Annotated in this window: 11 protein-coding genes; 5 read left to right on the forward strand and 6 right to left on the reverse strand. The window is 67.0% G+C overall.

Going from position 1 to position 12,331, the window contains the following annotated elements; translation table 11 throughout:
* Position 1: 1 nt before the first annotated feature.
* Positions 2-2,827 (reverse strand): phosphoenolpyruvate carboxylase, encoded by a 2,826-nt coding sequence (gene ppc, locus AC56LW_RS14585; protein ID WP_499635452.1) that lies wholly within the window; start codon positions 2,825-2,827, stop codon positions 2-4.
* A gap of 149 nt (positions 2,828-2,976) precedes the next feature.
* Here ppc and hemC point away from each other — a divergent pair, with 149 nt between their 5' ends.
* The 5 genes from hemC (at position 2,977) to ppa (ending at position 7,743) form a co-directional block, all read left to right on the forward strand.
* Positions 2,977-3,984: a hydroxymethylbilane synthase gene (gene hemC / locus AC56LW_RS14590; protein ID WP_499635875.1), complete on the forward strand. Its 1,008-nt coding sequence runs from the start codon at positions 2,977-2,979 to the stop codon at positions 3,982-3,984.
* Positions 3,977-4,765 carry a uroporphyrinogen-III synthase gene (locus AC56LW_RS14595; protein WP_499635456.1) on the forward strand — a complete coding sequence of 263 codons (789 nt, stop codon included), beginning with the start codon at positions 3,977-3,979 and terminating at the stop codon, positions 4,763-4,765. Before hemC ends, AC56LW_RS14595 begins: the two co-directional genes overlap by 8 nt.
* Positions 4,762-5,943, forward strand: coding sequence for a uroporphyrinogen-III C-methyltransferase (locus AC56LW_RS14600; RefSeq protein ID WP_499635459.1), 1,182 nt, complete (start codon positions 4,762-4,764; stop codon positions 5,941-5,943). Before AC56LW_RS14595 ends, AC56LW_RS14600 begins: the two co-directional genes overlap by 4 nt.
* Before the next feature lie 2 nt (positions 5,944-5,945).
* On the forward strand, positions 5,946-7,142 hold the full coding sequence (locus AC56LW_RS14605) for a heme biosynthesis protein HemY (RefSeq protein ID WP_183550809.1): 1,197 nt from the start codon (positions 5,946-5,948) through the stop codon (positions 7,140-7,142).
* Positions 7,143-7,203: 61 nt separating this feature from the next.
* Positions 7,204-7,743, forward strand: coding sequence for an inorganic diphosphatase (gene ppa, locus AC56LW_RS14610; RefSeq protein WP_258837489.1), 540 nt, complete (start codon positions 7,204-7,206; stop codon positions 7,741-7,743).
* Between the two features lie 60 nt (positions 7,744-7,803).
* Here ppa and AC56LW_RS14615 read toward each other — a convergent pair whose 3' ends face one another.
* From AC56LW_RS14615 to AC56LW_RS14635, 5 genes are all read right to left on the reverse strand, one after another.
* Positions 7,804-8,463, reverse strand: coding sequence for a choice-of-anchor J domain-containing protein (locus tag AC56LW_RS14615; RefSeq protein WP_499635462.1), 660 nt, complete (start codon positions 8,461-8,463; stop codon positions 7,804-7,806).
* A 214-nt stretch (positions 8,464-8,677) separates the two neighbouring features.
* Positions 8,678-9,763 carry a branched-chain amino acid ABC transporter permease gene (locus tag AC56LW_RS14620; RefSeq protein ID WP_499635465.1) on the reverse strand — a complete coding sequence of 362 codons (1,086 nt, stop codon included), beginning with the start codon at positions 9,761-9,763 and terminating at the stop codon, positions 8,678-8,680.
* Between the two features lie 2 nt (positions 9,764-9,765).
* Complete coding sequence (locus AC56LW_RS14625) at positions 9,766-10,788, reverse strand: branched-chain amino acid ABC transporter permease (RefSeq protein WP_499635468.1); 1,023 nt, start codon at positions 10,786-10,788, stop codon at positions 9,766-9,768.
* Positions 10,789-10,796: 8 nt separating this feature from the next.
* Positions 10,797-11,543, reverse strand: a complete 747-nt coding sequence (locus AC56LW_RS14630) for an ABC transporter ATP-binding protein (protein WP_499635878.1) — start codon at positions 11,541-11,543, stop codon at positions 10,797-10,799.
* A complete protein-coding gene (locus AC56LW_RS14635) occupies positions 11,530-12,330 on the reverse strand; it encodes an ABC transporter ATP-binding protein (RefSeq protein ID WP_499635471.1) in 801 nt (266 codons plus the stop codon). Before AC56LW_RS14635 ends, AC56LW_RS14630 begins: the two co-directional genes overlap by 14 nt.
* Between the last annotated feature and the right edge of the window lies 1 nt (position 12,331).

Genomic DNA, 12,331 nt, shown 5'->3' on the forward strand with positions numbered 1-12,331 from the left:
GTCAGCCGGTATTGCGCAGGCCGGCCGCGACACCGTTGATGGACAGGTGGATGCCCCGGTGCACGCGCGCATCGACCTGGCTTGCCGGATCGAGCGCCAGCGCCCGGTGCCGGCCGATCAGCTCCACCTGCAGGTGGTTCAGCGGGTCCAGGTAGGCAAACCGGTTCTGGATCGAACGCGCCAGCAGCGGATTGCCCTGCAGGCGCTCGCCCGTGCCGGTGATGTCTTCCAGGATGGTCAGCGTGAGCGCGTGTTCGGCCGTGATGCGCTTGAAGATCCGCTCGCGCAGTTCCACGTCGGCCACCAGTTCGGCGTAGCGCCGGGCGATCGGCAGATCGGTCTTGGCCAGCACCATGTCCATGTTCGACAGCAGCGTGGCAAAGAACGGCCACTCCTGGAACATCGTGCGCAGCTCGGCCAGTTTCGCCTCGCGCTCACCTTCACCGAGCCAGCCATGGACCGCCGACGCAAAGCCGAACCAGCCCGGCAGCAGCAGGCGGCACTGGCCCCACGAGAAGCCCCACGGAATCGCGCGCAGGTCTTCAATACGGCGCGTCGACTTGCGCGAAGCAGGGCGCGAACCGAGGTTCAGCTCCGCGATCTCGGCGATCGGCGTGGCCGCGAAGAAGTAGTCGGTAAAGCCGGGCGTGTCGTAGACCAGGTCACGATAGGCCTTGTAGGCGCGGTTCGACAGCTCGGCCATCACCGACTCGAAGCGGTGCAGGCGGCCGGTCTGCGCTTCGCTGGCGGTGTTGGGCGTCAGGCTCGCTTCCAGCGTGGCCGAGACCAGCAGCTCCAGGTTGCGCCGGCCGATTTCGGCATTCGAGAACTTGGACGCGATGATCTCGCCCTGTTCGGTCAGGCGGATCTGGCCATTGACGGTGCCCGGCGGCTGGGCGCGGATCGCGTCGTAGCTCGGTCCACCGCCACGGCCGACCGTGCCGCCGCGGCCGTGGAACAGGCGCAGCTTGACCTTCTGCTGCGCGAATACCTCGACCAGTTTCAGCTCGGCCTGGTACAGCTCCCAGTTCGATGTCAGGAAACCACCGTCCTTGTTGGAGTCGGAGTAGCCCAGCATGACTTCCTGCAGGTGGCCCTGTTTTGCGATCACGTTGGCCACGAACGGCAGCGCCATCCAGGCATCCATGATGCCGGCCGCGCGTTGCAGGTCGGGGATGGTTTCGAACAGCGGGATCACCATCACTTCGCCGGTCGTGCTGCTGGCGCGCAGCAGCCCGGTCTCTTTTTGCAGCAGCAGCACTTCGAGCAGGTCGGACACCGTCTCGGTGTGCGAGATGATGTAGTTGCGGATCGCGCGCGGGCCGTAGCGCAGGCGGATCTCGCGCGCGCAGCGCAGGATAGCCAGCTCGGACGTCGTCTCTTCGCCGTAGGTGTCCCATGGCGAGATCAATGGCCGGGCGCTGTCGAGTTCGCGCAGCAGCAGCGCGACCTTGGCATCTTCGTCGAGCGCAGCGTAGTCAGCCTCGACGCCGGCGCGGGCCAGCAGTTCGGCCAGTACGCGCTCGTGGATGTCCGAGCTCTGACGCATGTCGAGCGATGCCAGGTGGAAGCCGAAGATGCGCGCCGCGCGCAGCAAGCCGGCCAGGCGTGGCATGGTCAGCATCGCGCCGTGGTTCTGGCGCAGCGAGTCGGCCAGCGTTTCCAGGTCGGCCGCAAACAGTTCAGGGTCGAGGTAGGGCGCGGCGTGGCCGACTTCCTTGCGCAGGATGTGGCCCACGCCCAGCTCGCGCGCGGTGGCGGCCAGGCGCGCATAGATGCCGATCAGCGCGCGCCGGTAAGGCTCATCGCTGCGGTGCGGCGAGGCGTCGGGCGAGTTCTGGGCCAGCAGTTCCAGCGCCGGCGTGACGTCCACCAGCAGCGTGGAGGCTGACAGTTCGGCGCCCAGCGCATGCACTTCGTCGAGATAGAAATCGAGGATCGTCGTCGACTGGCGCGTCAGCGCGTGGCGCATCGTGTCGGCGTTGACGTTCGGGTTGCCGTCACGATCGCCGCCGATCCAGCTGCCCATCTGCAGGTACGACGCGTGGGGCCGGGGTGCGCCGTCTTCTGCGCCGGCGTCAGGGCCGTATTGTTCAGCGATCTCGAACTCGATGTCGTCGTACAGTGCCGGCAGTTCGCGCAGGAAGGTGATGCGGTAGTAGGACAGGGCGTTGTCGATTTCGTCGGCCACCGTCAGTTTGGAGTAGCGCAGCATGCGCGTCTGCCACAGCGTGGCGATGCGCGCATGGAGCATCTGCTCGTTGCGCTGGCGCTCGCGCGGCGTGAGCGGCGTGTCGCGCTCGGCCAGCAGGCGGGCGATATCGTGTTCGGCGTCCAGGATACTCTTGCGCTGCACCTCGGTCGGGTGCGCCGTCAGTACGGGCGAAATCAGCGCCTCGTCGAAGAATGCCTGCACTTCGTCGCGGCCGATGCCGGCGCCAGCGAGCTTGTGCAGCGCGTAACCGATGCTGCCGGCACGCGGCGCCGAGCCACCCAGCAGGTGCGCACGGCGGCGGCGGTTGTGGTGCTGGTCTTCCGCGATGTTGGCCAGGTGCGAGAAGTATGAGAACGCGCGCACGACCGAAATGGTCTGGTCGCGCGTGAGCCCGTGCAGCATCGTCGTGAGCTCTTTGCTGGCATCGGGATCGTCGTCGCGCCTGAAGCGCACAGCGGTCTGGCGGATGGTTTCGACGAGGTCGAAGACCTCGGCGCCTTCCTGGTCGCGCAATACGTCGCCCAGCAGGCGGCCAAGCAGGCGGATGTCTTCTTTGAGCGGCGCGTCCTTGTCGGCGCCGGTGGATACGTCAGGGAGAGCAGGATTGTTCATATCGACCACAAGTAAGCGTTGTGCGAGGGCGGTTGGCCACGGTCTGCAAGAGGCCCCCATGATAAAATTTGTGATCTTATGCAGGGAGCGGTTACCGGCATCGGCCGGATCGGCCCAATGACAGTGAAAGAATTCGTGTGTTAGCAGCTATACAGCAAAGTACTTCGCAGGGAACTTCGCAGGGTACTTCGGCGTCAGCGCCGTCAAAACTCATTATCGCATCCCGCGAGAGCCGCCTGGCCATGTGGCAGGCGGAGCACGTACGCGACCGGCTCGTCGCATTATATCCACAGTGCCGCGTCGAGATTCTCGGCATGACGACACGCGGCGACCAGATTCTCGACCGCACGCTGTCGGCCGTTGGCGGCAAGGGCCTGTTCGTCAAGGAACTCGAAGTCGCGATGGCCGAAGGCCGCGCCGACCTGGCCGTGCACTCGCTCAAGGACGTGCCGATGGAGCTGCCCGAAGGCTTCGAGCTGACCGCGGTGCTCGAACGCGAAGACCCGCGCGACGCGTTCGTGTCCAACGACTACGCCAGCCTCGATGCGCTGCCGGCCGGCGCCATCGTCGGCACCAGCAGCCTGCGCCGCCAGTCGCTGATCGCGGCGCGCTATCCGCACCTGGTCATCCTGCCACTGCGCGGCAACCTCGATACGCGCCTTGGCAAGCTCGATCGCGGCGAATATGCCGCCATCATCCTGGCCGCTGCGGGCCTCAAGCGCCTCGGCCTGCCGCAGCGCATCCGCGCTTTGCTCGAACCCGAAATGAGTTTGCCGGCCGCCGGGCAGGGCGCGATGGCGATCGAGATCCTGAGCAGCGCGCGCAGCGACGGCGTCGACCTGCGCGCCGTGCTGGCGCCGCTGAACCACGACGATACGGCCAGCGCCGTGCTGGCCGAGCGCAAGGTCTCGCGCATCTTTGGCGGCAGCTGCCAGATCCCGCTGGCGGCGTTCGCCACCGTGCAGGGCGGCCAACTGCGCCTGCGCGCGATGGTCGCCACGCCCGACGGCAAGCGCAGCGCGCACGCCGAAGTGAGCGGTCCGGTCGAGCAGCCCGAGTATCTGGGCGAGCAGGTGTCCGAGTTGCTGGCCCAGCAGGATGCGAATGCGATCCTGGCGGCGTGCCGTCTCGATGCCGCGGCAAACCAGGATGCCTGACCTGCCTGAGACGGCGCGCGTCGTCGTCGTCACGCGCCCGCGCGCGCAGGCCGATGCGCTGGCGCAGGCGGTCGCCGCCAGTGGCCGGACGGCCGTGCTCTTGCCGCTGCTCGAGATCAGCCCGGTCGAGGATGCCGCGCCGCTGCGCGCGGCGCTGGCTGAACTCGACCGGTTTGCGCTGGTGGCGTTCGTGTCGCCCAATGCGATCGACGCCGCGTTTGCGCACATCGATGCCTGGCCCTTGGCCGTGCCGGTGGCGATCGTCGGCGATGGCAGCCGCGCCGCGTTGGCACGCCACGGCGTGACGGGCGACGCGTTCACGATTTTCAGCCCGGCCGACAGTGCACACAGCGATTCCGAGCATTTGCTGCAGCGCCTTGACCTGGCGGCGTACGCCGGCAAACGTGTGCTGATCGTGCGCGGCGACGGTGGCCGCGAGTTGCTGGCCGACGCCTTGCGCGCCGCCGGCGCCCGGGTCGAACCGGTGGCCGCGTATCGCCGTGCGACGCCGGTATTGACTGCGGAACTGGCCACACGATTGCGCGCCTTGCTGGCGCAGCCAAACGACTGGATAATCACGAGCTCGGAAGCCCTGCGTGGCCTGGCCGGGCTGGTGCAAACCATCGACGACAATGCGCTGATGGCGCGATTGATGCAACAGCGCCTGATCGTGCCCCATGCGCGGATTGCACAGACGGCCCGCGATCTGGGCCTGGAACACGTGCGCCTCACCGGTTCCGGCGATGCACGCCTACTAGCAGCGTTACAATCACAAGAATGAACGAATTGCCGAACAACCCAGACCAGCCTCAGGCCAGCGTGCCCGCTCCCAGCCTTGCCAAGCCGGAGGAGGCGCAGGTGCCGCCTGTTGCGCCGCGCGTGAGCGGTCCGGCCGCGCGCGGCCTGTTCGACCGCGTGGCGCAGCCGTTGCCGCTGGCCGTCATCGCACTGGCCGCAATGCTGGCCGTGCAGACCGTCTCGTCGCACAGCCGCATCAATTCGCTGCGCCAGGACATGGCGCGCAGCCTGCAGAAGGGCAATGCGGTCAATGCCGAGACGGCGGCGCTTGCGCGCGACGTGGCTGACCAGTCGAAGGAGCTGCAGATCAAGGTCGGCGTGCTGGAAAGCCGCCAGAGCGAAGCGCAGAGCCAGCAGGTCGCGCTCGAGCAGCTCTACAAGGACCTGTCGCAGAACCGCGACGAGTGGGCGTTGTCCGAAATCGAGCAGGTGCTCGCCACCGCGAGCCAGCAGCTGCAACTGGCCGGCAATGTGCAGGGCGCCCTGATCGCGCTGCAGAACGCCGACCGCGCCGTCTCGAGCTCGAACGCACCGCAATTTTTGACCATCCGCCGCGCGATCGCGGCCGACATCGACAAGCTCAAGGCCCTGCCGGCCGTCGATCTGGCCGGTGTCGCGCTGCGCCTGGACAATGTGATCGCTCAGGTCGAGACGCTGCCGATGCTGGCTGACGAAAAGCCGCTGCTGCCAGTGGCGCCGGTGCGCACGACGCGCCGGCTCGAGGCCGCGGCCGCGCCAGCCAAGAGCGCCGCACCGGCCGTCCCGCCCGAGTCGCTCGGCGTGGGCCAGCGCCTGCTGCAGACCTGGAGCATGTGGAGCCAGGAGATGTGGGACGACGTGCGCCAGCTGATCCGCGTGCGCAGCGTTGACGACCCCGAGGCGCTGATGCTGTCGCCGAGCGAGTCGTTCTTTGTCCGCGAAAACCTCAAGCTGCGCCTGCTCAATGCGCGCCTGGCCCTGTTGTCGCGTAACGAAGCCACGTTCCGCGACGACCTGACCACGGCCCAGACCATGCTGGCCAAGTACTTCGACACGCGCGCCCGCACGACGCAATCGGCCCAGGCGGCATTGCGCCAGGTGCAGGCCAATGACCTGACGATCGAATTGCCGACGCTGGCCGAGAGTCTGGGCGCGGTGCGTAACTACAAAGCGAAGCAATAACCATGCGCTTACTCATCTGGCTGGTTACGCTGATGGCCGCAGCCATCGGCATCGCGGTGACGGCGCGCTTCAATCCGGGCAATGTGGTGCTGTTCTATCCACCGCACCGGATCGACATGTCGCTCAACCTGTTCGTCGTCGTGCTGATGCTGCTGTTCGCCACGCTGTACGTGCTGGTGCGCACCTTCTACGCGACGGCGCGCATGCCGCAGCGGGTGGCGGCATACCGCCAGCGCCGCCGCGAGCGCGATGGCAACAAGGGCTTGCGCGACGCGCTCAAGGCGCTGTTCGAAGGTCGCTTCGGCCACGCCGAAAAAGCGGCGATGCGCGCTGCCGACCTGCCCGAGAACACGGGCCTGGCAGCGCTGATCGGCGCGCGCGCTGCGCACCGCATGCGCGAGCCGGCACGGCGCGACGCCTGGCTGGCCGGCATCTCGCATGACACCACGCTCAAGACGGCGCGCCTGATGACGCTGACCGAACTGCTGGTCGACGATCACCGCCCCGAGGCGGCGCTCGAAGCGGTGGCCGAACTCAATGCCAGCGGCCAGCGCCACATCCACGCGCTGCAGTGGGCAATGAAGGCCAACCAGCAGGCGCGCAACTGGCCCGAGGTGCTGCGCCTGGTGCGCATCCTCGACAAGCGCAACGCACTGCATCCGGCGCTGGCGCGGCGCCTGCGCGAAATGGCCTACGAAGCGCTGCTGGGCGGGGAAGACCACGACGCCGAATCGATCCGCTGGACCTGGGCCACGGTGCCCCCGCAAGACCGCACGGTGCCGTACGTCGCGGCGCGCGCCGCCGGCGCCTTCAATGCGCGCGGCCTGCACGACGAAGCGCGCGCGATCGCCGAAGAGTCGCTCAAGGCCAACTGGGACGAACGCGTCGTGCGCGCCTACCGCGACGCGGCCAGCCCGGCCGGCTCGCCATCGCTGCTGGCCCAGATCGAAGCGTGCGAAACGTGGCGCCGTGAACGGCCGCAGGACGCCGAACTGGCGCTCACACTTGGCACGCTGTGCCTGAAACAGAAGCTGTGGGGCAAGGCTCAGCGCTATCTGGAGCAAGCCTTGTCAGACGCCACCGAAGCGGCGATGGTGCGCGAAGCGCATCTGAAACTGGCCCAGATGCATGAAGCACTGGGGCAGGACGAGCTGGCCGCCAAGCATTACCGGCAGTGCGCACTGGCGACTGTGTTGTAACGCGTGCCTTTCGCTATAATGGCGGACTAATTTTGACTCTTTAGCAACCAAGGATCCCATCATGAGCCTGAACAACGTCCCAGCCGGCAAAGACGTGCCGAACGACTTCAACGTCATCATTGAAATCCCGATGAACTCCGATCCGGTCAAGTATGAAGTCGACAAGGACACGGGCGCGATCTTCGTCGATCGTTTCATGGGTACCGCCATGCACTACCCGTGCAACTACGGCTACGTGCCGCAAACCATCGCCGACGACGGCGACCCATGCGACGTGCTGGTCATCACCCCGTTCCCGCTGCCACCAGGCGTCGTGGTCCGTTGCCGCGCGCTGGGCGTGCTGAAGATGACCGATGACGGCGGCGGCGACGCCAAGGTCATCGCAGTGCCGATTGAAAAAGTGCTGCCGATGTACAAGAAAATCCAGTCGCTGGACGACGTGGAAGAGCTGCGCCTGAAGCAGATCCAGCACTTCTTCGAGCACTACAAGGATCTGGAAGCCGGCAAATGGGTCAAGATCGAAGGCTGGGCTGGTATCGATGAAGCCAAAGCCGAGATCGTTGCCGGCGTGGCAGCGTTCAACAAGGGCGCCCAGGCATAAGCCAGCGCGCAGGCAGTAGTTGAAAGCCGGCGGCCCGTGAGGGTTGCCGGCTTTTTTACGTCAGTGGCGCTCGTGACGGCGCAGCAGGCCGAGCACGCCCAGGCCCTCGGCCAGCAACAGCCGGCTGGTGGGTTCCGGCAGGCGCGTGACCACGCGCACCGCGTCGAGCCCGACATGGCTCAATCTTGCGGCGTCGCCCAGGTAGCGAAACGCGAAGCGGCCTGTGCCATCCACCGTCAGGTCGAGGTGCCATGGCTGCCATTGTGCGGGGAAGTCGGCGGCGCCGCCGATGCTGGCCAGCAGCGTGTCGAAGGACGCTGCGGCGGTCCCGCTGCCGTGGCCAAAACGCACTTCGAGAAGGTCGTCGAAGCCGTCGACGCGTTCGCGGCTGATGACGAACGACAATGTCGTCAAGCCGCTGAGCGTCAGCGTGGGCGTGATCAGCCAGTTGTCGACGCGGCCAATGCCCTGGGCGGCGCTGAGGCAGCTCGCAGCGGCGTACGCGTCCGGCACGCCGGCCTGGGCGGGAAAGATGTCGGGATTGCCCTGGCACCACGGCGCACCGGGCTGGATGCTGCGGTTGACGCGGGCCCAGCCGGGCGAGTCGGCCAGGTTGCCGAAATCTTCGCTGAGCATTTCGGTCCCGGCTGCCTGGGCGGTGTGAGGGGTGCAGGCGGCCGGAACCGCTGCGGCGGCGAGCATGTAGTTGAGTCGTTGCATGGTGAGGCATCGCGTCGTGGATCGAGGCTTCATCATAGAAACGGCGCGCGCTGCGGTATTGCGGTGCGTTGGGGCTGTCGGGTCACGTGCCCGGCGCCACGCAAAGGGGGAAGGGGAACCAAAAAAAGTCGCCGAGGTCGTAGGGTGGACGGGTTTCCCGTCCACGCGTTCAACCCGACGTCGCATACGACGGATGTTTGCGAATTGAATGTTCTTAGCGCAGAGAGCGCGCCGCCAGCCACGCCCGCAGCCGCAGTTTGCCAACGATCCCAACCGGGAACCAGTAAATCGACAGGATGAACAGCAGCCCCAGCCACAGCATCCAGCGGTCCGGGTGCAGGGCGGCGGCCAGTACCGGTACGCCGTCCAGCGCGGCAGCGCCGTGCGCCATCCAGTCCTTCAGGTAGTTCTGGGCCAGGATGAACAGCGTCGCGCCCACGACCGCCCCATACATCGTGCCCATGCCGCCGATCACGACGATCAGCAAAATATCGGTCATGACTTCGAAGCCAAGCGACGTCTTCGGGCCGACGTAGCGCAGCCACAGCGCCATCAGGGCGCCAGCCAGGCTTGCTGTCAGCGCCGCCAGGACATTGGCCCAGATCCGGTACACCATCGTGCGGTAGCCAAGGGCTTCGGCGCGAAACGCGTTTTCGCGGATCGCCTGCAGCACCCGCCCGAACGGCGAGTTGACCAGCCGCAGCAGGAACAGAAACAGCAGCAGGCAGCCGCAGAACACGACGTAATAGGTCAGCAGCCGGCCATCGAGGCGGCGGCCGAATACCTCGTGCTCGACCAGCCGATAGGCAGGAGAAAGCACGTGCGGCACGCGGAACGTGACGCCATCCTCGCCGCCGGTGAAGTCGGACAGTTGCGACGCCAGCACGGCAAACGACGAGGCCACGGCCAGCGTGATCATCGCGTAGAAGATGGCTTGCACACGCAGCGCGAACAGCCCGACTACCAGCGCCAGGGCCAGCGCAAGCAGCAGCGCCAGGCCAAGCCCCGCCACGGCGACGCCCCAGGTCGGCTCGTCGACGCGCGCCAGTGCCAGCCCGATGCCATACGCCCCGATTCCGTAGAACATCGTGTGGGCGAACGAGACGATGCCGGTATAGCCCAGCAGCAGGTCGTAGGACGCCACCAGCACGATGTAGACGCAGATCGTGGCCGCCGTGTTGAGTGACCGCGCGCCCGAAGTCAGGAACGGCGCCAGCGCCAGCCCGAGGAAGATCACGACCAGCAGCGCCGTCAGGATGCGGCTGCGCGGCAGGTCGCCCGATAACAGTTGCCGCAGCATGTTTACCCCCGTCCCGTCGCATACAGCCCGGCGGGCCGCCACAGCAGGACCGAAATCATCAGGACGATGCCCGACACCAGCGCGATCCCGGGCGCCAGGAAGCCGGTGTAGTTGGCCACCAGCGCCATGAGGAGCGCGCCGATGAAGCAGCCACCGACCGATCCCAGGCCGCCGATGATGATGACGATGAACAGCATCACCATGATTTCCCCGCCCATCGCCGCCGTCAGTGTTTCCTTGTACAGGCCCCACATCACGCCGCCCAGGCCCGCCAGGCCCGCGCCGGCCGCGAACACCAGCACGAACAGGCGCCGGATGCGGTAGCCGAGCGCTTCGACCATCTCGCCATGTTCAACGCCGGCGCGTACCAGCAGGCCGATCTTCGTGCGGTTCAGGATCAGGTACATGGCGACGAACACTACCAGTCCGACCGCCACCGCCACCAGCCGGTACTTGTCGATGGCCGCGTCGCCCAGCAGGAGCGCACCGCGCAGGGCCGTGGGCAGCGGCACGGCGATCGTCGCGGCGCCCCAGACAACGTGAATCAGCTGCTCGGCCACGATCATGCCGCCCATCGTGACCAGGATCTGCTTGAGATGCTGGCCGTAGACGGGCTGGATGAGCAAGCGCTCGAAGGCCCAGCCCAGCAGCGCCGTGACGAGCATCGCCACCACGATCGCCAGCGCCAGCACGGCCAAATTGACGGGCAGGGAATCCATCTCGAGCCAGCTGCGCAGCGGCAGCAGCACGAGCGTGGCGGAAAACGCGCCGACCGCGATGAACGCGCCGTGGCCAAAATTGATCACGTTCATCAGCCCGAATACGAGGGTCAGGCCACTGGCCATGATGAAGATCATCATGCCCATCGCGAGGCCCGCGACGGTGAGGGTAACCCAGGTCGACCAGCTGCCCACCAGCGGCAGCATGGCCAGCATCAGCGCCGGCACCAGCAGCAGTGGCGCAATGTCGCGGCGGGTGGCCGGCAGCTGGGCGTCGGCCGACGGGACAGCGGGAGCGAGGGACATGGGCGTTCCTAGGGTTGGATGTCGAGGGACAGGCCGAGCAGGCGCTGTTGCAGCGCGGCGTCGCCCGCCAGCACGGCCATCGGGCCGGCATGCACCACGCGGCCGCCATCCATCACACTGGCCGTGTCGCCCAGCGCGCGCACGACGTGCACGCTCTGCTCGACCAGCAGGATCGTCGCGCCTTGCGCTTTCAGCTCGCGAAACGCCGCCATCAGGCTGTGCACGATGGCGGGCGCCAGGCCCTTGGTCGGCTCATCGACCAGCAGCAGCTTGCGCGGTTCGACGATAGCGCGCGCGATCGCCACCATCTGTTTCTGGCCACCGGACAGGTTGCCGGCCGGGCGGTGCCAGAACGTGCGCAGCGCCGGGAAGAAGCCGCAGATCCAGTCGACGCGCGCGGTGTCGAGCGGGCCGTCGCGCGCGGCCAGCACCAGGTTCTCGCGCACCGTCAGGTCGGAAAACACGGCCATGTTTTCGGGCACGTACGCAATGCCGGCGCGCGCGATGTCCGATGTGGCCAGCCGGGTGATGTCGCTGCCATCGAAGTGGATGCTGCCGCTGCTGGCGCGCCACAGACCCATGATCGTGCGCAGCGTCGTCGTCTTGCCGGCCCCATTGCGGCCCAGCAAAACAGCCAGTTCGCCGCGCGCCACCTGCAGGTCGACGCCGTGCAGGATGTGGTACTGACCGATGTGCGTGTGCACGCCGGCCAGGCGCAGCAGCGGCTGGCGCGTCGCCGGATCAGGCGCGAGCATGTTCGGTGTCGGACGTTCCAAGATAAGCCTCCTGAACGATGGCGGATGCCATGACCGCGCGCGGTTCGCCATCGGCCACCAGCGCGCCGTTGTGCAGCACGACGATGCGGTCGGCCAGCTGGCGCACGACGTCCATCTTGTGCTCGACCAGCAGCACGGTGCGGGCAGCGTCGCCCTTGACTTCGCGGATCAGGTCGAGCACGACCGGCACGTCGTCGGCGCTCATGCCCGCAGTGGGTTCGTCAAACATCATCACGGACGGCTGCAGCGCCAGCAGGATCGCGACTTCGAGCTTGCGCTGGTCGCCATGCGACAGCGCGCCCACCAGCATGTCGCGCCGCGCCGCCAGCGCGACGCGCTCGAGGTAATAGTCGGCGCGTTCGATAAGATCCCGGTGGCTTGACCAGACCGACAGGAAGTCGAGGCCAATGCCGGCGCGGCTCTGGACCGCCAGGCGCACGTTCTCGATCACTGTCAGCAGCGGGAACAGGTTGGTGAGCTGGAAGGCGCGGCCGATGCCAAGACGCGTGCGGCGCGCAGCGCCCAGACGCGTAATGTCGCGGCCATGCAGGTGCAAGCTGCCGGCGCTGGCGCGCAACTGGCCCGAGATCAGGTTGAACCACGTGGTCTTGCCGGCGCCGTTGGGCCCGACGATGACGGTGAGCGTGCCCGGATAAAAGTCGGCCGTGACGGCATTGACGGCAACGTGGCCGCCGAAGCGGATCGTCAGGCCGCGCGTGGACAGTGACGGCGCAGCGCGTGCGCTGGCGGCAGCCATGTCAGCCATG

The organism is Telluria sp. LT2P80 (assembly GCF_059685955.1).

Coding starts and splice junctions, on each gene's coding strand:
- AC56LW_RS14620 (WP_499635465.1), bottom strand. CDS start 9,763: ATGCTGCGGCAACTGTTATCGGGCGACCTGCCGCGCAGCCGCATCCTG.
- ppa (WP_258837489.1), top strand. CDS start 7,204: ATGAGCCTGAACAACGTCCCAGCCGGCAAAGACGTGCCGAACGACTTC.
- AC56LW_RS14600 (WP_499635459.1), top strand. CDS start 4,762: ATGAACGAATTGCCGAACAACCCAGACCAGCCTCAGGCCAGCGTGCCC.
- AC56LW_RS14630 (WP_499635878.1), bottom strand. CDS start 11,543: ATGCTCGCGCCTGATCCGGCGACGCGCCAGCCGCTGCTGCGCCTGGCC.
- AC56LW_RS14595 (WP_499635456.1), top strand. CDS start 3,977: ATGCCTGACCTGCCTGAGACGGCGCGCGTCGTCGTCGTCACGCGCCCG.
- AC56LW_RS14635 (WP_499635471.1), bottom strand. CDS start 12,330: ATGGCTGACATGGCTGCCGCCAGCGCACGCGCTGCGCCGTCACTGTCC.
- AC56LW_RS14605 (WP_183550809.1), top strand. CDS start 5,946: ATGCGCTTACTCATCTGGCTGGTTACGCTGATGGCCGCAGCCATCGGC.
- AC56LW_RS14625 (WP_499635468.1), bottom strand. CDS start 10,788: ATGTCCCTCGCTCCCGCTGTCCCGTCGGCCGACGCCCAGCTGCCGGCC.
- ppc (WP_499635452.1), bottom strand. CDS start 2,827: ATGAACAATCCTGCTCTCCCTGACGTATCCACCGGCGCCGACAAGGAC.
- AC56LW_RS14615 (WP_499635462.1), bottom strand. CDS start 8,463: ATGCAACGACTCAACTACATGCTCGCCGCCGCAGCGGTTCCGGCCGCC.